21 protein-coding genes and 1 tRNA gene are annotated in these 23,068 nt (G+C 67.8%); 18 read left to right on the top strand and 4 right to left on the bottom strand.

The window, feature by feature from the left end:
- The first annotated feature begins 131 nt into the window (after nt 1–131).
- The 5 genes from RQG82_RS10450 (at nt 132) to RQG82_RS10430 (ending at nt 8,007) form a co-directional block, all read left to right on the top strand.
- Nucleotides 132–2,654, top strand: a complete 2,523-nt coding sequence (locus tag RQG82_RS10450; RefSeq protein ID WP_311259023.1) for a SpaA isopeptide-forming pilin-related protein — start codon at nt 132–134, stop codon at nt 2,652–2,654.
- Nucleotides 2,655–2,721: 67 nt separating this feature from the next.
- The gene (locus tag RQG82_RS10445; RefSeq protein WP_311259022.1) at nt 2,722–4,203 is read left to right on the top strand and encodes a SpaH/EbpB family LPXTG-anchored major pilin; all 1,482 of its coding nucleotides are present in this window, start codon (nt 2,722–2,724) and stop codon (nt 4,201–4,203) included.
- Between the two features lie 96 nt (nt 4,204–4,299).
- A complete protein-coding gene (locus RQG82_RS10440; RefSeq protein ID WP_311259021.1) occupies nt 4,300–5,262 on the top strand; it encodes a class C sortase in 963 nt (320 codons plus the stop codon).
- A complete protein-coding gene (locus RQG82_RS10435) occupies nt 5,259–5,852 on the top strand; it encodes a hypothetical protein (protein WP_311259020.1) in 594 nt (197 codons plus the stop codon). The genes RQG82_RS10440 and RQG82_RS10435 overlap by 4 nt, the downstream gene beginning before the upstream one ends.
- A gap of 259 nt (nt 5,853–6,111) precedes the next feature.
- On the top strand, nt 6,112–8,007 hold the full coding sequence (locus RQG82_RS10430; protein WP_311259019.1) for a sigma-70 family RNA polymerase sigma factor: 1,896 nt from the start codon (nt 6,112–6,114) through the stop codon (nt 8,005–8,007).
- 4 nt (nt 8,008–8,011) lie between these two features.
- Here the strand turns inward: RQG82_RS10430 and RQG82_RS10425 are convergent, their stop codons facing one another.
- Nucleotides 8,012–9,601 (bottom strand): helix-turn-helix domain-containing protein, encoded by a 1,590-nt coding sequence (locus RQG82_RS10425; protein WP_311259018.1) that lies wholly within the window; start codon nt 9,599–9,601, stop codon nt 8,012–8,014.
- Between the two features lie 154 nt (nt 9,602–9,755).
- Here RQG82_RS10425 and RQG82_RS10420 point away from each other — a divergent pair, with 154 nt between their 5' ends.
- The 8 genes from RQG82_RS10420 (at nt 9,756) to RQG82_RS10385 (ending at nt 17,146) form a co-directional block, all read left to right on the top strand.
- Nucleotides 9,756–11,618, top strand: coding sequence for a sigma-70 family RNA polymerase sigma factor (locus tag RQG82_RS10420; protein WP_311259017.1), 1,863 nt, complete (start codon nt 9,756–9,758; stop codon nt 11,616–11,618).
- A gap of 57 nt (nt 11,619–11,675) precedes the next feature.
- The gene (locus RQG82_RS10415; RefSeq protein WP_311259016.1) at nt 11,676–12,998 is read left to right on the top strand and encodes a cysteine desulfurase; all 1,323 of its coding nucleotides are present in this window, start codon (nt 11,676–11,678) and stop codon (nt 12,996–12,998) included.
- Nucleotides 12,995–13,429, top strand: a complete 435-nt coding sequence (gene sufU / locus RQG82_RS10410; RefSeq protein ID WP_042537106.1) for a Fe-S cluster assembly sulfur transfer protein SufU — start codon at nt 12,995–12,997, stop codon at nt 13,427–13,429. The genes RQG82_RS10415 and sufU overlap by 4 nt, the downstream gene beginning before the upstream one ends.
- Nucleotides 13,430–13,460: 31 nt before the next feature.
- Nucleotides 13,461–14,405, top strand: a complete 945-nt coding sequence (locus RQG82_RS10405; protein ID WP_311259015.1) for a GNAT family N-acetyltransferase — start codon at nt 13,461–13,463, stop codon at nt 14,403–14,405.
- Nucleotides 14,406–14,462: 57 nt separating this feature from the next.
- Entirely contained in the window at nt 14,463–15,104 is a 642-nt protein-coding gene (locus tag RQG82_RS10400) for an NAD(P)-binding domain-containing protein (RefSeq protein WP_311259014.1), read from the top strand.
- Nucleotides 15,105–15,248: 144 nt separating this feature from the next.
- Nucleotides 15,249–15,908 (top strand): GntR family transcriptional regulator, encoded by a 660-nt coding sequence (locus tag RQG82_RS10395; protein ID WP_311259013.1) that lies wholly within the window; start codon nt 15,249–15,251, stop codon nt 15,906–15,908.
- Nucleotides 15,909–16,026: 118 nt separating this feature from the next.
- On the top strand, nt 16,027–16,272 hold the full coding sequence (locus RQG82_RS10390; RefSeq protein ID WP_311259012.1) for a hypothetical protein: 246 nt from the start codon (nt 16,027–16,029) through the stop codon (nt 16,270–16,272).
- Nucleotides 16,273–16,282: 10 nt separating this feature from the next.
- Nucleotides 16,283–17,146 carry a hypothetical protein gene (locus tag RQG82_RS10385; RefSeq protein WP_311259011.1) on the top strand — a complete coding sequence of 288 codons (864 nt, stop codon included), beginning with the start codon at nt 16,283–16,285 and terminating at the stop codon, nt 17,144–17,146.
- Nucleotide 17,147: 1 nt separating this feature from the next.
- Here RQG82_RS10385 and RQG82_RS10380 read toward each other — a convergent pair whose 3' ends face one another.
- Complete coding sequence (locus tag RQG82_RS10380; protein ID WP_311259010.1) at nt 17,148–17,987, bottom strand: SDR family oxidoreductase; 840 nt, start codon at nt 17,985–17,987, stop codon at nt 17,148–17,150.
- A 128-nt stretch (nt 17,988–18,115) separates the two neighbouring features.
- On the opposite strand from RQG82_RS10380, the gene RQG82_RS10375 reads away from it, so the two are divergent.
- Both RQG82_RS10375 and RQG82_RS10370 read left to right on the top strand, forming a co-directional pair.
- Nucleotides 18,116–18,697 (top strand): asparagine synthase, encoded by a 582-nt coding sequence (locus tag RQG82_RS10375; RefSeq protein ID WP_311259009.1) that lies wholly within the window; start codon nt 18,116–18,118, stop codon nt 18,695–18,697.
- A 66-nt stretch (nt 18,698–18,763) separates the two neighbouring features.
- Nucleotides 18,764–18,836, top strand: a tRNA-Arg gene (locus RQG82_RS10370).
- A gap of 160 nt (nt 18,837–18,996) precedes the next feature.
- Here the strand turns inward: RQG82_RS10370 and RQG82_RS10365 are convergent.
- Nucleotides 18,997–19,437 carry an ImmA/IrrE family metallo-endopeptidase gene (locus tag RQG82_RS10365; protein ID WP_311259008.1) on the bottom strand — a complete coding sequence of 147 codons (441 nt, stop codon included), beginning with the start codon at nt 19,435–19,437 and terminating at the stop codon, nt 18,997–18,999.
- A gap of 353 nt (nt 19,438–19,790) precedes the next feature.
- Between RQG82_RS10365 and RQG82_RS10360 the strand changes: the two genes are divergently transcribed.
- Nucleotides 19,791–19,919 carry a hypothetical protein gene (locus RQG82_RS10360; protein ID WP_311259007.1) on the top strand — a complete coding sequence of 43 codons (129 nt, stop codon included), beginning with the start codon at nt 19,791–19,793 and terminating at the stop codon, nt 19,917–19,919.
- A 66-nt stretch (nt 19,920–19,985) separates the two neighbouring features.
- The gene (locus tag RQG82_RS10355) at nt 19,986–20,270 is read left to right on the top strand and encodes a hypothetical protein (RefSeq protein ID WP_311259006.1); all 285 of its coding nucleotides are present in this window, start codon (nt 19,986–19,988) and stop codon (nt 20,268–20,270) included.
- Between the two features lie 6 nt (nt 20,271–20,276).
- On the opposite strand, the gene RQG82_RS10350 is transcribed toward RQG82_RS10355, so the two are convergent.
- Nucleotides 20,277–21,209 carry a LysR family transcriptional regulator gene (locus tag RQG82_RS10350; protein ID WP_311259005.1) on the bottom strand — a complete coding sequence of 311 codons (933 nt, stop codon included), beginning with the start codon at nt 21,207–21,209 and terminating at the stop codon, nt 20,277–20,279.
- A 71-nt stretch (nt 21,210–21,280) separates the two neighbouring features.
- Between RQG82_RS10350 and RQG82_RS10345 the strand changes: the two genes are divergently transcribed.
- Complete coding sequence (locus RQG82_RS10345) at nt 21,281–23,011, top strand: FAD-binding protein (RefSeq protein ID WP_311259004.1); 1,731 nt, start codon at nt 21,281–21,283, stop codon at nt 23,009–23,011.
- The last annotated feature ends 57 nt before the right edge of the window (nt 23,012–23,068 follow it).

Here is a 23,068-nt window from a genome sequence, read left to right as displayed (position 1 = left end):
GTATATGACGGGCAGCTTCTGCTTCCTGTATCGCACTGGGGACACACACGACTTTTCGGGGACAAGGCGATCGCCTCTCCCGCTTCGCCACACGTGGCGGGCGGGGTCGGCGCGCCGGGATTGGGACATTCATGAGCATTCGCTCGCACCACCGCACGACGGAGCGGTCATCACGCTCCGGAGTCGCGCCTCGCCGGCGGGCGATGACGCGGCTGCTCGGCGTGCTCGCCATCGCCGGCATCCTCGTCGCCGGCGCGACTCTCACCCCCCACAGCGGCATGACGGCCGCGGCGACGGTGCCCGGCACTCCGGGAACACCTCAGCCGGGCACGCCGGTGTACACCGAGACCTTCTCGAACCAGAACGCGTCAGTGCTGCCGATCAGCATCCTGAACTACACAGGTGGCGCAGCCGCCGCGAACTCGACGTACACGGCGTCGACGCAGTACACGCCCGCCGGCAACCAGTGCAACGGGTGGGTCATGAGCGGTACGACTCCGGCAGCCCCGCTCACAGACCTGGGATGCGCGAACAACGTCACCACGACGTGGCCCGCCCTTCAGCAGATGGCTCGTGCGCTCGGAGTCGCACAGGGCCAGACCACGACACAGGCCGCAACCAACCAGGTGCTGACGTCGTACACGAACGCGACGAACGGCGCCATCGCGGCTGGCACGCAGTTCCGCACGGTCAACACGATCCCCGCGATCGCAGGGCACTACTACGCGGTGTCCGCGTACTTCGCCGCCATCAACTGCCCCGCCGCAGGCGGGGCCAACCAGCCGAAGGAGACGTTCTCGCTCATCGTGAACGGTTCTCCGATCGTGCTGAGCACCGGCCTGAACCCCTGCACCACCAACACCTTCGCCGCTCAGGTTGCGAAGCTGCAGTCCGCCGCCTACCAGATTCCCGTCGGAACGACCGCGAACCTCGGGCTGTCCCTGTTCAACGCGACCGCGAGCGGATCCGGAAACGACGCTGCCTTCGACCTGCCGCAGATCGTCGACGTGACCCCTCAGCTCGACAAGGCGTTCAGCCCGACGGTGATCACGAACGGATCGACTTCGAAGATGACGCTCACGGTCACGAACACGAGCGACCTCATGGCCAAGAACGACTGGTTCATCACTGACGCTCTGCCGACCAACCTCAAGATCGCGGCGGCGCCGAACGTGGGCGGAACCTGCGTCCAGCGCACCGGTGCGGCCTACGTGGTCACGGCGCCCGCAGGCGGAACGTCGGTGTCGGTCACCGGCGGCGACCTCGCCCTCAACGAGGCATCGTGCACGATCACGGTCGACGTCACCTCGACGGTCAACGGCACCTACATCAACGGCCCAGCCAACATCACGACGAACCTGAACCCGCCGGCCAACGCTTCGCTCGAGGTCATCCAGCCGTCGATCGACATCGTCAAGAGCATCACCGCCGTGAACGGGGTCGCGGTGACCAGCGACACCGACCCCGACAAGGTGTACACCACGGTCGGCGATGTCATCACCTACAGCTTCGTGGCGACCAACACGACGCCCAAGGCACCGACCAACACGACGCTCAACACCAACCTCACGAACGTGCGCATCACCGAAGACGCGTTCTCGGGTGTCGGTGACATGAGCACGCTGACCTGCGTCCCGCCGCAGGGTTCCACGCTCGCCAGCGGCGCCAAGATGACCTGCACGGCCACCTACGTGGTGCAGCAGGCCGACATCGACAACGCTCCGCTGACCAACGTCGCACGCGCCACCGGAACCCCGGCGGTCGGCCCGAACGTCACCGACAGCGATGACGAGATCATCCCGGCCACCTGGACACCTGCACTCGTGCTCGACAAGACAGCCTCGGTCGTCGACGTCGACCAGGACGGTGTGACCGGGCTCGGCGACCACATCATGTACGCGTTCGTCGTCACCAACACCGGCAACGTCACGGTCGCGAACATCACCGTGGTCGACGACCGGCTGACGCAGCGCAACATCACCGTCACCTGCACGCCCACGACGATCGCACCGACCCAGGTCGCGAACTGCGTCGCGAACGCGCCGTACGTCATCGGACAGGCCGATGTCGACGCGAAGAAGGTCATCAACACGGCCTACTCCACGGGAACCGACCCCAAGGGCGGCCCGGTGCGCTCGAACGACGACAGCACCGAGACGCCGATCGAGCCGTTCCGCATCCCGCTGAAGATCGAGAAGGTCGGCGAGGCATCCGCGAACACGTGGGTGCGCATGGACGGATCCTCCTTCGCGATCCTCGAAGACGTGAACGGCGAGCCTGGAACGGCTCTGCCTTTCACGATCGGAGACGTCGAGACCGGACTGTTCCAGATCGACAGCATCCCGGCCGGCACGTACTGGCTGAGCGAGCTGACTGCGCCCGACGGATTCAGCCTTCTGGCCGCCCCGGTGAAGTTCACCATCAACCCCGACCGCACCGTGAGCATCACGGCAGGCGGCGATGAGGCGGTGACCGCCACCGGTCAGATCATCACGGTGCGCGATGTTCCGGCGATGAGCCTTCCGACCACCGGCGGTACGGGCGCACTGCCCTACATCCTCGCCGGTTCCCTGACCGTGCTCGGAGCGGGCGCGCTGGCCCTGTGGGTCCGCCGACGCAACGCGCGTGTCGACACCACCGACCCGCAGATCTGATCTGCACTTCTCACCGACCACCACCTGTAACCCACCAGGGCGACCTGGCTACCTAGAGAGAGACACAGTGAACACTCCCAACAACGGACGCGGATCCCGCGTCGCGGCAGGTCTGCTCGTCGCAGGCGTCGCCGCGCTGACCCTCGCAGCGCCCGCAAGCGCCGCGACGCCCAACCTCGTCGACCCGGATGCTGTCGGTTCGCTGACGATCCACAAGTTCGAGGCGCCCGAGACGCCGACCGGCCTGCCGAACGACGGCACCGAGCAGAACGTCGCACTGGCACCGCTGCCGGGCGTGGGCTTCACGGTCTACAAGGTCGACACGATCGATCTGACGAGCAACCAGGGATGGGTCGACGCGAACGATCTCGCCGACCTCGACCCCGACAGCGTCGCCGACATCACCGCTGCCGGCTACACGGCCAGCGCGGTCGGTGGCGAGACGCTGACCGACGCGAACGGCGAGATCGCCCTGGCGAACCTCGACCTCGGTCTGTACTTCGTGGTCGAGACCGCGCCGCTGGCCGGTTCGACCGGTGTGGCGCCGTTCCTCGTGACCGTGCCGCTGACGGACCCCGCCGATGACAGCACCTGGCTGTACGACGTGCACGTCTACCCGAAGAACGCCCTCACCGAGGCGACCAAGACCGTCGAGGACTCGGAAGACGTCAAGCTCGGCGACGAGATCGACTTCACGATCACGGGCGACATCCCCAACGTCGCCGTCATCGACGCCTACAAGATCGTCGACACGCTCGACGCGAAGCTCGACTACGTCAGCGCCGCTGTCTCGCTCGTCGACGGAACCCCGCTCGCTGCGGGCGACTACACGGTCGTCCACGACGCCGCGACCAACGCGGTCACGGTCGAGTTCACCGCTTCTGGTCTCGCAGTGCTCGCGGCCAACCCCGCGACGCAGGTGCAGGTCGTCGTCACGACCGAGGTCAACACGGTCGGCGAGATCGCCAACACGGCAGTGCTCTACCCGAACGCCGGTTCGTACACGGTCACCCCGGGCGAGCCCGGCGGACCCACCGTCACCCCCGAGGTCATCACCAAGTGGGGCGACATCACGGTCGAGAAGACCGACAAGGCCGGTGCACCCCTCACCGGCGCCGTGTTCTCGGTGTACCCGACCCAGCAGGACGCGATCGACGGCACCAACGCCATCGCGCTCGCAGGTTCCACGGAGTTCGCGGTCGCCGCTGACGGCACCGTGACCATCTCGGGTCTGCGCTACTCCGACTGGGCAGACAACGCCACGGTTGCCGTGGGCGAAGACGGCTACCAGTCGTACTGGCTCGCCGAGATCGTCGCACCCGACGGATACGAGCTGCTCGCAGCTCCGATCGAGTTCACCGTCACCGCAGCCACCACGGCGGTGGGCGTCGACCTCGAGGTCGTCAACGTTCCCTCGAACGCCGGCTTCACCCTGCCGCTGACCGGTGGCACCGGCACGACCCTGTTCCTCACCGGCGGCGTCATGCTGCTCGGTGGAGCGGTCCTGCTCGCCATCCGCAGCCGCCGCAAGGCCGCCGCACAGGCGTAACACGAAAGACCGGCCGTGCGGGGGAGGTGACATCCCTTCCCCCGCACGGCCCATTCGTTCCCCTCCTCTTCCCCTTCTCCGATCAGAGAGCGCAGCATGACCCTCATCGACGCGTCCACACCGGATTCTCCGGCGCGACCCTCCACGCGTGCCGCCGCGCACAAGGCGCGGTGGGGATGGAGCCAGTCGATCGTCATGCTCATCGCGACCATCGGCATCGCAGTCCTCGTCTATCCGACCGCCGCGTCGTGGTTCTCCGCATGGAGTCACGACACCGATGTCGACGGCTACGTCCAGTCCGTCGAGCAGATTCCGGATGGCGCCGTCGACGAGATGCTCGCCGCGGCCGAGGAGTACAACGAGAACCTGCCGACCGGACCGCTGCGTGACCCTTATGCACTCGGAGCCGACGGCCAGCAGACGGCGATCGGGGAGGGCGCGTCTGCGTACTTCGACACCCTCACCACCGAGGGAACCGACACGATGGCGCGCATTCGCATCCCGAGCATCCACGTCGATCTGCCGATCTTCCACGGCACCGACGAAGAGACGCTGTCGCGCGGCATCGGCCACCTCTATGGCTCGTCGCTCCCGGTGGGTGGCTCGGGCACCCACTCGGTTCTCACCGGGCACAACGGCTTCGTTCAGGCGACGCTCTTCGATGACATCGACGAGCTCGTCAAGGGCGACATCATCGTCGTCAGCGCCCTGGGCGAAGACCTCTACTACGAGGTCGACCAGACCAAGACCGTTCTTCCGAACGATGCGGAAGACCTGCGCCAGGTCGCCGGCAAGGACTATCTCACTCTTGTCACGTGCACGCCCACGGGCGTCAACACCCACCGTCTTCTGGTGCGTGCCGAACGGATCGATGCGCCGACCGAGGATTCCTCCGTCACCACGATCGCGGACACCACCGACCCGGCTGGATTCCCCTGGTGGGCACTCCTCGTCGTCGGGGTGCCTGCGGTCACGTTCCTCATCGTCATGCCTCGGCGCGCGCGCAAGGATCGCAGCGGCCGGCGAGCCACGCATCTTCCCTCCGATTCCGACTCATGACAGTCGACATCGCAGTGGACCCCACCGCCTCTGACCGCGAAGATCCCGGCGAGACCGCCCGTGATCGGCGGCCGCGGCGACGGTTCGGTCTGCTGTTCGCGAGCATCGTGCTCGTCGGCCTCGGAATGTCGTTCCTCTCGGCATCCGTGCTCGCCCCCGACCTCGTCGACAAGGTGACCGGTGACCTCAAGGTCTCGGTGCTCAAGCAGTTCCATCAGACCTTCGCGCCAGACGAGCTGCCGACGATCAGCCTCGGAGCTGAGGGCGGGATGGTCGAGCTCGACCACTGCGACGGCACGTTCACCGAGATGGTCAGCTACCGCATCGACGACGTGCTTCCGCTCTTCGCCGCGCACAACAACTGCGGGGGCGACGTGATCCTCGGGTGGGATCTCGGGCAGCGCGTCATGGTCGAGGGCTCCGACGTCGTCTACGAGGTCGTCGAGGAGAGGCACACTCCCAAGTGGTCGAACGTCGAGGCGCTCGCCGGCATGACGGGCGATTTCATGGTGCAGACCTGCTTCTACGGAGAGAACAAGATGCGTTTCCTGTCTCTTGCACCGGTGGGCCCGGCGGCGAGCGTCGGCTGATGCGTGTCTCGTCGAGAAACTCGGGTGGGCGTCGTCATGTTTTCCGGTCATACCGGTCTTGTAGGTATGGCCATCGGCCGCGCGTCGGGTTCCCGGCCGACGCCCGCACAGCAGAGATCGACCGCTCCCCGGCCGAACCCTCTTCCAGCGGAATCGACTCTCACGAGAGTCAGAGGGACGAGGCATCCCCACTGCCTCGTCCCTCATCCGTCTCCGGCGCTCCGCTCGTGACGGCGGCCCTGACAGCATCCGGAGCAGCATGAATCTCGGCACGCACAACGACAGCGATGACGATATCCCGGGCGAACCGTCCGATGCTCAGATCATCGAGGCCGTGCGGGGCGGTGACATCGGCGACTTCGCGCTTCTCTGGCGCCGGCACGTCGAGTCCGCCCGGCGTGCAGCCAGGGCGATCTCGCCGTCATCCGATCCCGACGATCTCGTGAGCGAGGCCTTCGCGTCGATACTCCGGGTGACGAAGGCGGGCGGTGGTCCGAGCGACGCCTTCCGGCCCTACCTCCTCGCCACGCTGCGCAACACCGCCGCGCGCTGGGCTCGGAACGGGAGCGCGCTCTCGATCGACACGGTGTCAGAGCGTGACCTGTCGCCGGAAGAGGGCGATGCGTTCGAGCGCATCGCCGAGCGGTCCAGTATCGCCGCGGTGTTCGGCACGCTGTCGGCACGGCATCGCACCCTGCTCTGGTATCTCGAGGTCGAGGGGATGAAACCGCGAGAGCTGGCGCCCCTGATGGGAATGACCTCCAACGCGGTCTCTGCCCTGGCCGCACGTGCACGCGACAGCTTCCGTCGAGCCTGGCTGGAGGCGCACATCCACGACCCATCGCGGTCGGAGGACTGCCGGTGGTTCTGCGAGCGCGTCGTGGCCAGGCGCGGTCGCTCGGTGGTCGACGGCGACGCCGAGCGCTTCAGTGAGCACATGAACACGTGCGGCGGATGCCGGATCGTCGCTGCGGAGATCGACACCGTCTCGCAGCGGCTGCGATCGATCCTGCCCGCGGCGCTGCTCGGCGGCGCGGCGGCGGCGATCTACACAGGCGATGCGTCGGCAGAGGCCCAGGTCCTGGGGGCGGCTTCGTTGATGGGGTCAACCGGGGCGTTCGTTGCCGACGGTGGGGCGGCGTCATCGTTCGGCGCTGGCACTCCTGCCGCAGCGCACGGAGTGGCGTCGGTGGTTCCTGCTGGAGGCCTGGCGGCACTTGCGGCCACTGCTGTCGTCGTCGTCGGAGCAGTGATCTTCGCAGGGAGTGTGCTGAGTTTGTCCGCAGCGGATTCCGACCGCACCGAACTCACTCCGTCGTCCTCTGAGGTGGCGATCGCGGGTGAGGCCGGCCCGGTTCGCGAAGAGCTGCCCCGCCCTCCGGTCCTGCCGCCTGCGGCGGAACCGACGCTCGAGGCGCAGCCGCAGCCGACGCCCACACCGGAGCATGCGCCTGCGCCGGATCCGACGGAGAGCGATTCTCGTGAGAACCCGGCACCCGTCGACGAGAGCGAACAGCCCGAGGTTGCGGGCAGTGACGGTATCGCGGCTCCGTCGCCGGTCGCACCGGGGACGACTCCGACGACCGAGGGGCCAGAGGAGACGCCTGCTCCCCTCGAGGCATCGGAGTTTCGCCTCACCCAGTCGATCGCGCAGAGCTCTCTCGTCCCGGATCTCCTTCAGGGGACCGGCATTCCCGGCGCGATCATCACGGTGGTCGACGAGAACGGAGCCGTGCTGCACACGGCCATCGTCGATGAGTTCGGCACCTTCGTGCTCGACATCTCGGGCGAAGCGACGCATCAGGGCATGACGCTCAGCGTGAGCCAGCAGGACGCCGCGACCGGAGTCACCGAGTGGGCGGAGGACATCGGGCCTCTGACCTTCGCGACTCCGACGATCGCGCGGGCTGATCAGGACGTCTGTCCCGGGGTCTCTCTCGGCGCTGTGAGCTGCCTGCATCTGCGCGCGGAGCCTGACGCGTGGGTCGAGCTGCTCGACGAGCAGGGGCGGTCGCGCACGGTGCGGCTTCCGGCTGACGACGGCGAGGCGATCATCCGCTCCGGAGCCGATGAGCGGTTCGTCGCCGCCCGGTACATCGACCCGACGATGACGCGTGCCGGCGTGACCGTCCTCCTGCCGGCGGCCATCGAATGAGCGCTCAGACCGCGTTGCGCGAGGCGACCGAAAGTCGAAGCCAGAGCCAGAGGCGAGTGTCGGGCGAATCGAGATCGATCCCCAGCTCGGTGCGCACGACATCGAGCCGGTATCGGACGGTGTTCTGGTGAACGTGCAGCGCATTCGCCGTCTCGCGGACGCTGCCGAGCTGGTCGAGGTAGACGCGCATGGTGCGCGTCAGGTCGGTGCCCTGCGCGGCGTCGTGTGCGGCGAGGGTGCTCGCCGCATCGCCGACCGCGGCGTCAAGACCCTCGATGAGATCAGCGACCTGCAGGATGGCGAGGCGATCGCGCATCTCATCGAAGGTCGCGATGCGGGCGTGATGTTCTTCGTCGTGGTGCAGCGAGCTCATGAGTACGCCGGCGGTCGCTCCGGCCTCGCGGTACGAACGGATGATGCCGTTGATGTCGTGCGCGCGCGTGCCGATGCCGGCGATCAAGGCTCCGTCGGTGCGCAGCACTGCCTGCGTGAAGGTCTGCACTGCTGCCGCATGCGGCCCGGGAATGAGCGTCACGACCTGGGAGCCGACGACCGCGCTGTGAGAGCCCGGGAATGCTGCGCCCGACACGCTGATCGCCAGATGGAGAACTCGGTGCAGTCCACGCACCGCCTCGACGTCGTCGAAGGTGTTGACGCGGAAGCACACGACGGTCCATCCGGTCTCGGGGCGGATGAGCAGTTGCGACGCCGCGCCACGTGCGTGCTTCCGGTCCTCGAGAAGAGTGCGGAGGAGCCCGGAGGTGCGGTTGTCCCGGTCGCCCGCGTCCTCTCGAGCACGCAGCAGATGCTGGGCGACGATCGGTTCCATCTCCTGAAGCAGAGATCGGGTGCGGGAAGCCGGCGACGGGTCGATCTGGATCACCCAGATAGAGCCGAGCAGCTCTCCGGACGCCCTGACGGCGATCCCGACGCGGCCGAACTGGTCGGTGCTCGAGGGGAAGTGCCGCGCCTCACTGGCGCGGAGCAGCGATCGGTAGCGGGAGTCGGACGCGATCGACAGATCCTCCTGCAGCAGAAGCGTGGTCCGTCGTCGGGCGTCGTCGATCGGCTGCTCGCTGTGCGTGGAATACCCCACGACCTGGCCCGCGGAATCGACGATGCTGACCGCTCCGTCTGCGAGGGTGGCGATGGCGTTGGCGAGACCGAAGAGATCTCCCATCCGCACACCCGCGACCTGCCCGATCGAATGAGCACTGAGCAGCGACCGCAGGACGTTCGCGAGCTGCGCCCAGTCTCCTTCGCTGTGGTGGAGCACGGCGAGTGCGGGGTGCTGATCGGTCGGTGTCCATTCCCGAGAATCGCTGGCGTCGTGGGCCCGCAGCACGAGTGCGGCCGCTCCGACGTCAGCGAGCTCGGCGATGAGCGCCGCAACGTGCGTCGGCGGGACACCGGCGCCGAGCACGATGCGGTCGATGTACTCGGAGGTCGGCGCCGACGGGTCGTAGAACTCCACTCCGGCGAACGACGTCGAATCGAAGCGGGTGCTCCGGGTGGCGGCGAAGAGGCGGCCGTCACTGAGAAGCATCGCGTCGCGCAATGTGGGCGATTCAGGATGAATCTCGGGAGACGTCATGGAATCTTCTCTACTCAGTACGGAGCACTCTCGTACGAATCTACATACCGGTCAGATCGCTTGAACGAAAGACTAGTGGTAAGAAGTCGAAAGGGAACCCAGTGAACAACCCGCCCGTTGCTCCTGACTCGATGCTCGTGACCGGCGTCACGCCGTGAGCTCTTCGAGTGTGCGCGAGCCGCGCACCCGGTCCGACTCCGAGGTGAGTGACGACGAGCTCGTGCTCGCCACCCGCGCGGGGGACAGCCGCGCGTTCGGCGTGCTCTGGGATCGTCACTCGCCGGCCGCACTGCGCGCCGCGCGTTCGATCACGAGCTCGATCGATCCGGAGGACCTCGTCAGCGAGGCCTTCGCCAAGACCTTCAGCGCCATCCGCAACGGCGGCGGGCCGACCGACGCCTTCCGGCCCTACATCTTCGCTGCCGTGCGCAGTGCCGCCGCCACATGGGGAGGCAAGCAGAAGGACGTCGTCGCCCTCGAGTACATCGACGAGCTGCCTGTCGAGCACACCGACGACTCCCTCGACCTGCTATCAGACAAGGCGCTGCTGACGGCTGCGTTCAAGGATCTTCCCGAGCGGTGGCGCACCCTGCTCTGGTACCTCGAGGTCGAGGGCATGAAGCCGCGAGAGATCGCGCCGCTCATGGGCATGACCCCGAACGCCGTCTCGGTGCTGGCGGCGAGGGCACGCGAGGGCTTCAAGATCGCGTGGCTGCAAGCGCACATCAAGGAACCAGGACGCGACGCGGAGTGCCGCTGGGCCTGTGAGCGCATCGTGGCGCAGGGCCGGAAGCGCCATGTGGCGCGCGCGGACCGTGCCCGCTTCGATGCACATCTCGAACGCTGCGCCCGATGCACGATGGCCAGCGCTGAGGTCGAGCAGGCGTCGTCGAAGCTGCGGGCGGTGCTGCTGCCCGTGATCATCGGCGGACCCGCGGCAGCAGCCTATTCGGCCGGATCTCCGGCGCCCGCCATGGCTGCCTCTCTGACGGGCTGGATGCCCCGGGGTACGTCACAATGGCTCTTGGTCGGTGGATCTGTCGCCGCGGCAACGGCCGTCGTCGCGGTCGCGGCGGTCGCCGCGCAGCTGGCACCGGTGGGGCCCCCGGATGCCGAAGAGTCGTCTGCTCTCGTCGTCGCATCGCCCGCCCCGATCGCGTCGCCCGGATCGGCGGGGGCCCCGGCACCGACCGAGCCTCCGGCGCTGACCGAGTCGCCGCGTGAGTCGGAGACCCCCATCGAACCGCAGCCGCCCGCGTCGGTCCCCGAGGCGCAGACGGATCCCGAGGTCGTCGAGAATCCGATCATCGTGCCCCAGGTGCCCGCGGACACCACCGAGCCTTCGACACCGGACGACACGCGAACGCAACCTCCGGTGCGACCGCCGTCGGCGCCTGCGCAGCAGCCGCCGGTTGTGGATCCGCCGGTTGTCGATCCTCCGGTTGTCGATCCTCCCGTCGATGTGCCGGTGACGATCTCCTGGAGCGTTCTGCCGACCACGACCGTTCCGCCGATGATCACCGGCACCGGCACGCCGGGCGCAGCCGTCGAGATCGTCGACGAGACGGGGCGCGTCATCGCCACGACGGTCGTCGACGCCGATGGCACCTTTTCGGTGCGCCCCGAGTTCGACACACTCCACCAGGGCATGTCGATCTCGCTGCGGCATACCTCGCCTATCACGGGCGCGCAGACGGTGAGCGAGCCGACCGGGCGCGTATATTTCCCCGTGCCGGGGCTCGCCGAAGACTCGGACGGTGTCATCTCGCGCACGGATTCGGACGGCGACGGCAGACGCGATGACCTCTCGCTCGATGTTCGCGGTGTCGCCGGCGCGACGGCAACCGTATCCGTGGACGGCGGTCCTGAGTCGACCGTGGTGCTCACCGGCGCTTCGACCATCGTGTCGTTCGTCGACATCCGGCCCGGGCTCCATCGGGTCACCCTGCGCTATGTCGACCCGGCGACGGAGGCCCTCGGATTCGCCGATACCGACCACATCCTCGTCCTGCCCTGACCGTCTCCGGCCGCGCGGAGGCGCCCCGTGGGGTGCGCCAGATGAGAAGCTAGAAGGATGAGCACTTCTCGCGAAGCCGACGTGATCGCCCCGCTGAGCGACGGTCCCCTGACGGATGCCGAGGTGCGGCGCCTGCGCGAGGACTTCCCGATTCTGCAGACCGAGGTCAACGGGCATCCCCTGGCGTATCTGGATTCGGGTGCCACCTCGCAGCGTCCGTTCGCCGTGCTCGACGCCGAACGTGAGTTCGCCTCGACGCTGAACGCCGCTGTGCATCGCGGCGCACACACCCTGGCCGCCGAGGCCACCGAGGTGTTCGAGGATGCGCGTGCCACCGTCGCCCGATTCGTCGGCGCCGACGAGGGTGAGATCGTGTGGACGTCGAACGCCACCGAGGCCCTCAACCTCATCGCCTACTCGATCTCGAACGCGTCGCTCGGACGCGGGGGAGCAGCCGCCGAGCGTCTTCGGCTGCGCGAGGGCGACGAGATCGTCACCACCGAGATGGAGCACCACGCGAATCTCATCCCGTGGCAGGAGCTCGCGGCTCGCACGGGAGCGACCCTGCGGGTGATCCCGCTCGACGACGACGGCGCGCTCCGACTCGATGCGGCAGCCGACCTCATCACCGAACGCACGAAGCTCGTCGCTTTCACCCATGTGTCGAACGTGCTCGGCGTGATCAACCCCGTCGAGCAGCTTGTCGCCCTGGCCCGTGCGGTCGATGCGATGGTGGTGCTCGACGCCTGCCAGTCGGCACCTCATCTGCCGCTCGACGTGCACGCGCTCGACGTCGACTTCGCCGTGCTGTCGGGGCACAAGATGCTGGGCCCCACGGGCATCGGCGCCCTCTACGGGCGACGTGAACTGCTCGAGGCCATGCCCCCGTTCCTCACGGGCGGTTCGATGATCACGACGGTCACCACGACCGAGGCCGCCTATCTGCCGCCGCCGCAGCGATTCGAGGCCGGCACGCAGCGGGTCTCGCAGGCGGTCGCGCTCGCCGCGGCGATCGACTATCTGACCGCGGTGGGCATGCCACGCATCGCCGCACATGAAGCGGCATTCGGCAGGCGTCTCGTCGACGGTCTCACGGCCATCGACGGGGTTCGTGTGCTCGGTGCCGACATCGACCTGCCGCGCGTCGGGCTCGCGAGCTTCGATGTCGACGGCATCCACTCGCACGACGTGGGGCAGTTTCTCGACGATCGCGGCATCGCCGTGCGGGTGGGGCACCACTGCGCCCAGCCGCTGCACCGTCGTCTCGGCATCACGTCGTCGACGAGGGCCAGCACATATCTGTACACGACCGAGGCCGAGATCGACGCCGTGATCGACGGCGTCCAGGGTGCCATCGACTTCTTCCGGAGGGGCGCATGAGCGACCTGCAGAACCTGTATCAGGAACTCATCCTCGACCACTCCCGCACCCCGCACGGGTTCGGGCTGCGCGGCGAGATCGCGGCGCAGTCGCATCAAGTGAATCCGACCTGCGGTGACGAGGTCACCCTGCAGGTGCATCGCGCTGACGACGGCAGCATCGAGGCGCTCGCGTGGGAAGGCCACGGATGCGCGATCTCGCAGGCATCCGCGTCTCTGCTCGCAGAGCTCGCCGAGGGCCTCACGGTCGACGAGCTCGAGATCCGCATCGCCGCCTTCCGCGAGGCGATGCGCTCGCGGGGCAAGATCGAACCCGACGAGGAGCTGCTCGGCGACGCCGCCGCCCTCGGGGGCGTCTCGCGCTACGTAGCACGGGTGAAATGCGCGATGCTGGCGTGGGTCGCCGTGGAGGATGCACTCCACAAGGCGTGAGCTTCGGCGCCATGCGGTGCAGGATGGAATCATGCCTCTCGATCTGACACCGCTCAGCGCAGACCACTTCGACGACTGGCTCGAGGCCACTCGGGCGCGGCTCGTGACGCTGCGCCAAGAGTCGGGGATGTTCGTCGGCGACGATGCCGTCGCACACGTCGACGGCATCCTCAGCGAGTTGCTTCCGGCCGGGCACGAGACCGCGACCTCGCTCATCCTCACGATCGACGACGCCGACACCCGTGTCGGCACTGTCTGGCTCGCCGCGAACAACGGGGTGCTGTTCATCGTCGATCTCGCGTTCGCGATCGAGCCGAGTCGCCGACAGCTCGACGACCTGCTCGACGAGCTCAGGTCCTTGGCCCGCAGGCAGCAGGTCGGTCGCCTGAGCGTCGCGCTGCATTCCTCCGACACCGCGGGCCGCGCCTTCGTCGAGGGGCGGGGGTTCGAGGTCGCGTCGATCCAGATGCTTCTCGAACCGCTGCCGTCTCGTGCGCCCCGCGCATCCGGCGGCCTTGTCGTGACGCCGATGACGCCCGAGCGCTTCACGAGCTTCGCCACGGCATCCGAAGCGGCCTTCGCCGAGGATCTCGCGGCGTCCGGGCGGTATTCGGCAGAGGATGCCGCGATCGAGTCGCACCGGCAGATGCTGCTCGAGCTTCCGGACGGCGTCGAGTCGGAGGGGCAGGAGCTGTTCACCGCCCACGTGGACGACGCCGAGATCGGGGTGCTGTGGATCGGCGTGCGCCGCCGAGGCGGGCGTCCGCACGCGTTCATTCTCGACATCGAGATCGCGAGCGATCAGCGTCGCAAGGGCTATGGTCGCGACCTCTTGCTCGCGGCCGAGCACGAGGCGGCACGGCTGGGCGCCGACTCGATCGGGCTGCACGTCTTCGGCTTCAACACCTCGGCGATCAGCCTCTACGAGAGCCTCGGCTACCGACGGGTCGAGGAGCGGTTCCTGCTCTCGGTGTGACCGGCGACACGCGGCGTCATGAGGGAATAGCAGCGCCCCGCACGCGTTGGCCCGAGAATGACTAGTCTCGGAATCATCGGTGCAGGACACATCGGCAGCCAGGTCGCACGGGTCGCCGTGGCCAACGGCTATGACGTCGTGATCGCGAACTCGCGCGGACCGGAGACCCTCGCAGATCTCGTCGCAGAACTCGGTGATCGGGCGTCGGCCGCGACTGCCGCCGAAGCCGCCGCCGCGGGCGACGCCGTGGTCGTCACGGTGCCCCTCGGCAAGATCGGCCAGCTGCCCGTCGAACAGCTCGCGGGCAAGATCGTGCTCGACACGAACAACTACTACTTCGAGCGCGACGGACACATCGACGCCCTCGACCGCGGTGAGACCACCACGTCCGAGCTTCTGCAGGCGCAGCTGCCCACCTCGCGCATCGCGAAGGCGTTCAACCACATCTTCGCGGCCGACATCACGACCGACGGTTCGCCGGCGGGCACAGCCGATCGGCGCGCGCTCGCCACAGCCGGCGACGATGCCGAGGCCGTCGCCTTCGTCACCCGCTTCTACGATGAGGCCGGCTTCGACACGGTCAACGTCGGCCCTCTCAGCGAGTCCTGGCGGGTCGAGCGTGACCGGCCGGCGTACGTCGTGCGGCAGAACGCCGACGAGCTGACGGCGAACATCGCGATCGCGAACCGTCTGCCCTGACGCGACGGCAAAGAAGAGCGGATGCCGCGGCATCCGCTCTTCTTTGCTCGTGTCCGCTTTCGATGACGCGCCGGAGCCGTAACATATGCGTTCCGTTGGGATACCAAACTTGTCGGACGGTTCCCCGAGTGACATAATTCCGGCATGGCGGGGGTGGGGACTACCGGCGAGCTCGAGTCGGTGCGAGTGACGCGCGTTCTTCGAGATGACATCGTGCTCGGTCGGCGCGCCCCGGGATCACGTCTCATCGAACGGGACATCGCGGCCGAGCTCAACGTGTCGCGATTGCCCGTGCGCGAGGCGATCCGCACTCTCGTCGGCGAGGGAGTGGTCGTCGCCCGCCCGCGCACCTGGGCGGTGGTGCGGGAGTTCACGCGTCGAGACATCCAGGATTTCGGAGAGGTCCGCGAGGCGATCGAGACCCTGATCTTCGTCTTCGCCGCCGAACGCCACACCGACGAGGGCCTCGCGCGGCTCCGGGCCGCCTACGAGCGCGAGCTCGCCGCTGCATCCGCCGGCGAGGTCGAAGCCGCCCGCATCGCGGCGGGCGAATTCCACGAGATCTCCGCCGAGCTCGCCGGCAACGACATGCTCAGTGAACTCATCGGGGTGTTCGTCACGCGCCTGCGCTGGCTCTTCGGTCAGCACGACGATCTGCTCGCGATGGCCGAAGAGCATCGCCTGATTCTCGAAGCGGTCGAGGCTCGTGACACCGACACCCTCCGCTGGATGATCCCCCGTCACCTCGCCAGCGGTCAGGAAGCCGCGGAACGGCGCCTGAGCGATCAGGCGTACTCGATCTGAGCGTCCGGTAGGTCTCGCCCTGCCGCCTGCCTCGCACCGGTGTGGAGAGTCCTCTCCCGCGGGGATATATTGGCCCTACGGAATCGTTCCGGAATGTCGTCGTGTCCTGGGGAGCGATATGAGAGCTGTCGCCGTCGTCGCCGGTGGCCTGCTGCTCCTCGGTGGAACGGTGCTCATCGCTGTTGCCGATCAGCAACGCGTGGATGCACTCGCCGAGGCGAGGGCTGCTGTCGTGCAGGCCGAAGAGCGGCTCGACGTCGCTCGCGAGGCGAACTTTCGCCTCGCTGGCCAGCTGACCGCGCTGCGCACGACCATCGCCGAACAGGAGACGCTGCTTTCCGACACCTCGGGTTTCCTGCCATGAGGGGACCTCGGTGATCCGGCGGGTCCTCTCTGTCGCCCTGGTCGCCGCACTGATGCTGGGTGCGGGCGTCGTCTCTCGCGCCGTCGCTCTCGACGAGGACAGGGCGGCGGTGATCGCCGAGCTGCAGTCGCTCGCGCAGTCGACTCGCACGGCGCAGATGCGCACCGATCATCTCGAAGGATCGATCGCGATCGCCGAGAAGGACATCGCTGCGCGCGACGCCGTGCTCGAGGTGCGGCCGGCGTTCGTCGTTGAGATCGCCGCGCTGCGCGTCGCCATGGAGGGAGCCGACGGCAAGATCGACACGTCGGCGCACCGGGCTGCTGCGATGTCGGCCCAGGCGTCGGTCCTCGCCGAGCGAAAAGACCCGGCGACGGTGGTCGCCGCCACTGCCACGGTGCACGCCCTCATCGACAGGGTGGGTCAGGACATCGGCAGCTGGGAGGCGGCGCAATACGCGGCACCGTCGGGTCCTGCCTGGTCATCGAGCGGGCCGGATGGATTCGCGCGGGTGCGCGCCGCCCTCGACCGGGTCGGCGGCGGGGGAGTCGGCCTCTACGAATCGGCCTCGTGTGGGGGAGGCACCGCGCCGGCGTGCGCGAACAGCAGCGGCTACATCAAGTACCGGGCCGACATCGTGGACTGGAGCGCCGACCGGCTGAACTGGGCGATGGCGCACGAGCTCGCCCACATCTACCAGTTCCGGGTCTGGGGTGCGCTGACCTCTTCAGACGCCTACTACTCGTCTTTCGGGGGAGACCCGGAGTTCCTCGCGAACTGCATGGCGGTCGTGCGCGGCTATCCCGGGTCCATCGGGTGCGACAGCGCGCAGCAGGCGTGGGCGTCGGGGATCTGGGTCGGCGCGGTCCGCTGAATCAGGCGATCGGAGTGGTCGTGTCGATGGCCTCGCGCAGGGGGCGGCGCATGACCCGCCAGTAGCCCGTCGGCGCGAGGCGTGTGAGCACATCGATCAGACGCGCCTCTCGCCCGACCATCGTCCGTGCACGGCGACGCTCCGTCGCCCGCACGATCAGCGCGGCGGCATCCGTCGGCTCGGTGTGGTACATCGCCGCCTGCGCGTTCGCGGCGCGCGCGGCGACCGCCGGGTCGATCGCCGCCGCATAGCGTCCGTGCAGGATGATGCCCGTGCGCACGCCGGCGGGGTAGACCGCGCCGACCGTCACCGAAGTGCCCTCGAGTTCGTGTCGCAGCGCCTCGGAGAACCCGCGCACCGCGAACTTGCTCAGGGAGTACGGGATGCGTCCGGCGGGCGCGGCCAGCGCATACACGCTCGCGAGGTGCGTGATGTGCGCGGCATGCGCCGAACGCAGCGCGGGCAGCAGCGCCTTCGTGATCGACACAGTTCCCCAGAGATTCACATCGGTCAGCCAGCGCATCTCCTCCATGGTCAGCTGATTGAGATCGCCGAGCATCGACGAGCCTGCGCAGGTGATCAGGGCGTTCACCCGCGGGTGCGTCGTGGTGATCTCCTCAGCCGCGGCGAAGACGGCATCGTCGTCGCGCAGATCGACGACGTGCGTGGTGACGGTCGCGCCTTCGAGTTCGGCAGCGAGGGCGGCGAGTCCTTCGGCGTTGTGATCGATGAGTGCCAGATGCACGCGTCGGCGGGCGAGCAGCCGGGCGATGTCGGCGCCCATCCCGCTCGCAGCGCCGGTGATGACCGTCGTGCTTCCGGTGAGCGTGAGACGCTTCATCGCATCCCTCCTGGCGGCGATCGGGCGTGCAGCCGGTCGTGGAGCAGGTCATGGAGACCCGATTCCGATCCATTCTGGCCCACTGCATCCGGGAGCGATACCGGTACGCTCGAAGCAAGGAGGTAGCGGTGGGACGAACTGCAGATGCCATCGCAGAAGGCGTCGCGATCGCGACCGCTGCGGCGCGCCTCGCCGTGAAGAATCACATCCTCATCGGCACGATCGCCGAGAACGGCGTCTTCGACACGGACAAGTACATCGCCGATGCGCGCGAAGCGCTGCGGGCGATGGCTGAAGAGTCCGAAGAGGTCGAGCGCAACATGACCGAGTTGCGCAAGCGCGCTCGCGGGCGTCACTCCGACCCCTCGGGCACCCATGACTACCGGGACCGCGACGTGCGCAACCTGCGTCGGCGGGCCAAGCAGTCGCACGGGGTCGCGACCAAGCTGCGCGACATGATGGAGGACGAGGCCGCGTTGCGCGTCATCGTCGAAGAGGCCCGCGAGGGCGCCTGGGCCGATGTGCGGCACAACCTCGATCGTCGACTGCGTGTCGAGGGCATGCGGCCCGATCAGGATCCCGATTACGAACGGATGCGCGAGGCGCGGATGCAGGCGCTGCGCCTCGTCGATCTGCAGGCTCTGTCGTCTCTGCAGCGTGCGAAGGCCAAGCGCAAGAAGAAGCAGAACACGCCCGACGGTGACGAGTGAGCCCTCGTTTCGCTTTCACGTCGCGTCTGTTGTAGGCTGTTCTACGGCCCGCTGAGCGGTCCAGGAGCGCCCGTAGCTCAATGGATAGAGCATCTGACTACGGATCAGAAGGTTAGGGGTTCGAGTCCCTTCGGGCGCACATCACCACCAGAAGTCCCCGTCGCATTAGCGGCGGGGACTTCTGTGTTAAGACCCTCTGCGAGCCAATCCAGGGTTGTGCCCGTCGCTTGCGCGACGTGACGACCGCGACGGTGACCGAGATTGCGCAGGCGCTAGGTCTGAAGCTGCGACTGAAGTAGTCAGCGTGAACGGGCAGGTGCGATCTGCTTGGCGACACCAGTCGTGTTGTACCGGAATCGTGCCATCTCTACCGTGACAGAGTACTGATCCGCGATCGCATCGATGCTGGCTCCTCGGCGTGCCGCCGAGACGAGCAGGTCGCGCGGGAGCAAGAGAGTACCGCCGAGGGCGGTTGCTTCCTCTTCCTCGTCCGGCTTACATGTTCGAAATGGCATTCCGGCCAACTCGCGGACCTCGGAAAGTTCGTGTTCCAGGATTATGTGGGCAAGCTCGTGGGCGATGTCACTGCTTTGTCGTCCGCGTCCGCGAATGGGGTTTACGACGATGATCTTGCGGTCGCGCACCTCGAACGTTGCCGCGGAGAAGGCGTACGCCTGGATGCGCTCCAGTTCCTCGAGCTCAGCCAGGGGTACGAGTGTTGCTGCGTCGACGATGGCCACGTTGAGATGGCCTGCGAGAGCCCGTGGGTCGAGCGGATCGGCAGACGAGAGGGAGAGTTCCTGGCGGTAGCGCTTGGCCGTTCGTTCCGCGCCCGCCTTGAACCCGTGCTTTAGGGTCAAAGTCTTCCCGCATCCACTAGTCGCTCAAGCTCCGAGTTCATGGTGCTCAGCATCGTGTTCAGCCGCTCGGGAACTCCAGGGCGAGTGGGGACAGTTCCGGTTAGCGGTGAGGATCGCTCGGTGTGGCGCTGGCTGACCCGGTCGATTCGTCGACCGCGCCGTGAACGCACGACCAACACCTAAAAGGACGTAGGATCGAGCACTTCGCCCCTGGCAAGGACGGAGACGAGCCGATGGAGGAGTTCGCCTACGTAGACACGTCGATCGCCGACTACGTCTGGCTGCCGATCCGTTTCGACGGCGACCGGCCGATCATCGACTGGCGCGAGGAGTGGTCGCCCGACGAGTACGAGGACGCCTGACCTGCCTCAGTCCAGCAGGCTCGTGATGGCCGGGTCGCGAAGGATGCGGCTCGGTAGGCTCGTGCCATGACGCTTCCCGAGCAGGCCCAGAACAACAGGGTGTGGCATGTCACCGCCCTCGTGTGCGGGGTGCTCGCCATCGTGTCGATGTTCGCCGTGCCGAGCGGCATCGTGGGGTACCTCATAGCGATCGCGATCGCCGCGGCCGCTGCGCTGATCGGACATGCCTCCGTGCGGCGTCACGGCGCGTTCCGTGCCGCGGCCATCGTCGGGCTGGTCTTCGCCTACCTGGGGCTGATCGTGCCCGTCGGGTTGCTGGTGGTCCGGCTCACGCGCGCGTTCGCCGACTGAGCAGGCTCAGTCGAGCAGGCTCGTGATGGCCGGGTCGCGGCGGGCGACCTCTGCCGCGGTGCCGACGATGACGTGGCGCATCGCGGCGACCGCGACAGCGGGCGTGACGTCGGCACGGTGGGCGAGGCTCACCGTGCGCCGCATCATCGGGTGCGAGATCCTGACCGATCGCAGGGCCGGCTGGTCGAGCAGCACCATCGCCGGAACCACGGCCACACCGACCCCGCGTTCGACGAAGCGGAGCAGCGCATCCATCTCGGCGCCCTCGAGGACGAAGGTCGGAGTGAGCCCCGCCGAGCGGAAGGCCGCATCGGTGGTCGCCCGCAGCTCATAGGTCTCGTCGAGGGCGATCAGCGGCAGGGTCGCGAGATGGTCAAGGCTCATGATCGACGAGGTCGACACCGGAGGCTCGGAGGCAGCAGACACCACCACGAGCTCCTCGGTGAGCAGCGGCATCCGAGTCAGGCTGAAACCCGACGGCGGGGGTCCCTCCGACTCCGTGATGAGCGCGATGTCGACGGCCCCGACGGCCAGCTGATCGACGAGCAGCCTCGACCCGCTCTCGGTCAGGTGCAGGTCGACGCCGGGGTGCGCAGCATGGAAGGTGCTGATCGCCTCGGCGACGAGGCTGATGCAGAGGGTCGGCGGCGCTCCGAGGCGCACGCGTCCGCGGCGGAGCCCTGCAAGCTCGGCCATCTCCTCGCGGATCGCGTCGGATTCTGCGAGCATCCGCTGAGCGCGGGGGAGCAGGGCCTCTCCGGCCGCGGTGAGGCCGATGTGTCCGCGTGCGCGGTGGAAGAGCTCGGCGCCGAGTTCGCGCTCAAGCGTCGAGATCTGTCGACTCAGCGACGGCTGCGCGAGATGCAGGTGCTCGGAGGCGCGGGTGAAGTGGCCGAGGCGGGCGACCTCGACGAACCCGCGGAGCTGCTCGAGGTTCATGTTTTCAGTGTATCGATACCAGTAGAACAATGCATTGGAGTTATTAGGTGGGCCTAACTACCGTGAAATGCATGAGTACTCGCGAACGTCAGATCTCCACCACGGTCCTGGTCATCGGCACCGGCGGCTCCGGGCTGCGGGCGGCGATCGAGGTCGCCGAGCACGGCATCGACGTCCTCGCCGTCGGCAAGCGCCCCCGACAGGATGCCCACACCTCCCTCGCCGCCGGCGGTATCAACGCCGCACTCGGCACGATGGACGAAGGCGACAGCTGGCAGCAGCACGCCGCCGACACCATCAAGGAGAGCTACCTGCTCGCCAACCCCCACACGGTCGAGATCGTGACGCAGGGCGCCGAGCGCGGCATCCGCGATCTCGAGCGCTGGGGCATGGACTTCGCCCGTGAAGACGACGGGCGCATCTCGCAGCGGTTCTTCGGCGCACACACCTTCCGTCGCACGGCATTCGCCGGCGACTACACCGGCCTCGAGATCCAGCGCACGCTCGTCGCCAAGGCCGAGCAGCTCGAGGTGCCGATCCTCGACCACGTCTACATCACCCGTCTGCTCGTCCGCGACAACGTCGTTTTCGGTGCCTACGGCTTCGACCAGTCAGACGGCACGCGGTACCTCATCCATGCGGATGCGGTGATCCTCGCGGCGGGCGGCCATAACCGCATCTGGCGTCGCACCTCGTCGCGCCGTGACGAGAACACCGGCGACTCGTTCCGTCTCGCGGTCGAGGCTGGCGCGCGTCTGCGCGACCCCGAGCTCGTGCAGTTCCACCCCTCTGGCATCATCGAGCCCGAGAACGCCGCGGGCACCCTGATCTCCGAAGCGGCACGCGGCGAGGGCGGCATCCTGCGCAACGCCCTCGGCGAGCGGTTCATGTCGAAGTACGACCCCGAGCGCATGGAGCTCTCGACCCGAGATCGTGTCGCGCTCGCCGCATACACCGAGATCGCCGAGGGGCGAGGAACCGAGAACGGCGGCGTCTGGCTCGACGTCTCGCACCTGCCGCGCGAGACGATCATGACCCGACTGCCGCGCGTCTACCAGACGATGATGGAGCTGCAGATGCTCGACATCACCACCGACCCGATCGAGATCGCGCCCACCGCGCACTACTCGATGGGCGGCGTGTGGGTGCGTCCGGACGACCACCAGACCGACGTCGACGGCCTCTACGCGATCGGCGAAGCATCGAGCGGTCTGCACGGAGCCAACCGTCTCGGCGGCAACTCGCTGATCGAACTGCTCGTCTACGGGCGCATCGTCGGTCAGGCGGCGATGGCGCACGCGGCGGGTCTCGACGCGCAGCGCCGGTCGGCGGATGCGGTGGCGCAGGCGCGAGCCGAGATCGATGACCTGCTCGCCGCAGACGGCCGCGAGAACGTGCGGGCTCTGCAGCGGGCGATCCGCAACACGATGACCCAGCACGCCGGCGTCGTGCGGTCGGAAGAGGGTCTGCGGGCCGGGCTCGCCGAACTCGACATGATCGAGGGGCGCATGGAAGACATCGGCATCCACCCCGACATCGCGGGCTTCCAGGATCTCGCCCACGCGTTCGACCTGAAGGCGTCGGCGCTCGCGGCTCGCGCCACGATGGAGGCGGCGCTGGAGCGTCGGGAGACGCGCGGATGCCACAACCGCAGCGACTACCCCGACACCGACCCGACGCTGCAGGTCAACCTCGTCTGGTCTCCCACCGGCGGTGTGACGCACGAGTCGATTCCCGAGATCCCCGCCGAGATCGCCGAGCTCATGCGCGAGGTCGACACCGAGGGCAAGCTCGTCGAGTAGCCCTTTCCGAACTCGCTCCCGTCGCAGGGTGCATCGCGACGGGAGCGGCCGGGTGGC

The organism is Microbacterium sp. WCS2018Hpa-9, assembly GCF_031843745.1.
Taxonomy (GTDB): Bacteria; Actinomycetota; Actinomycetes; order Actinomycetales; family Microbacteriaceae; genus Microbacterium.
The sequence above is the reverse complement of the archived record's forward strand: the minus strand, read 5'-3'. Positions and strand labels throughout refer to the sequence as shown.

What these genes read in the sequence shown, in the direction of transcription:
- RQG82_RS10450 (WP_311259023.1), top strand. Translation starts at nt 132, where the DNA reads ATGAGCATTCGCTCGCACCACCGCACGACGGAGCGGTCATCACGCTCC.
- RQG82_RS10440 (WP_311259021.1), top strand. Translation starts at nt 4,300, where the DNA reads ATGACCCTCATCGACGCGTCCACACCGGATTCTCCGGCGCGACCCTCC.
- RQG82_RS10435 (WP_311259020.1), top strand. Translation starts at nt 5,259, where the DNA reads ATGACAGTCGACATCGCAGTGGACCCCACCGCCTCTGACCGCGAAGAT.
- RQG82_RS10430 (WP_311259019.1), top strand. Translation starts at nt 6,112, where the DNA reads ATGAATCTCGGCACGCACAACGACAGCGATGACGATATCCCGGGCGAA.
- RQG82_RS10425 (WP_311259018.1), bottom strand. Translation starts at nt 9,601, where the DNA reads ATGACGTCTCCCGAGATTCATCCTGAATCGCCCACATTGCGCGACGCG.
- RQG82_RS10415 (WP_311259016.1), top strand. Translation starts at nt 11,676, where the DNA reads ATGAGCACTTCTCGCGAAGCCGACGTGATCGCCCCGCTGAGCGACGGT.
- sufU (WP_042537106.1), top strand. Translation starts at nt 12,995, where the DNA reads ATGAGCGACCTGCAGAACCTGTATCAGGAACTCATCCTCGACCACTCC.
- RQG82_RS10405 (WP_311259015.1), top strand. Translation starts at nt 13,461, where the DNA reads ATGCCTCTCGATCTGACACCGCTCAGCGCAGACCACTTCGACGACTGG.
- RQG82_RS10400 (WP_311259014.1), top strand. Translation starts at nt 14,463, where the DNA reads ATGACTAGTCTCGGAATCATCGGTGCAGGACACATCGGCAGCCAGGTC.
- RQG82_RS10395 (WP_311259013.1), top strand. Translation starts at nt 15,249, where the DNA reads ATGGCGGGGGTGGGGACTACCGGCGAGCTCGAGTCGGTGCGAGTGACG.
- RQG82_RS10390 (WP_311259012.1), top strand. Translation starts at nt 16,027, where the DNA reads ATGAGAGCTGTCGCCGTCGTCGCCGGTGGCCTGCTGCTCCTCGGTGGA.
- RQG82_RS10380 (WP_311259010.1), bottom strand. Translation starts at nt 17,987, where the DNA reads ATGAAGCGTCTCACGCTCACCGGAAGCACGACGGTCATCACCGGCGCT.
- RQG82_RS10360 (WP_311259007.1), top strand. Translation starts at nt 19,791, where the DNA reads ATGGAGGAGTTCGCCTACGTAGACACGTCGATCGCCGACTACGTCTGG.
- RQG82_RS10355 (WP_311259006.1), top strand. Translation starts at nt 19,986, where the DNA reads ATGACGCTTCCCGAGCAGGCCCAGAACAACAGGGTGTGGCATGTCACC.
- RQG82_RS10350 (WP_311259005.1), bottom strand. Translation starts at nt 21,209, where the DNA reads ATGAACCTCGAGCAGCTCCGCGGGTTCGTCGAGGTCGCCCGCCTCGGC.
- RQG82_RS10345 (WP_311259004.1), top strand. Translation starts at nt 21,281, where the DNA reads ATGAGTACTCGCGAACGTCAGATCTCCACCACGGTCCTGGTCATCGGC.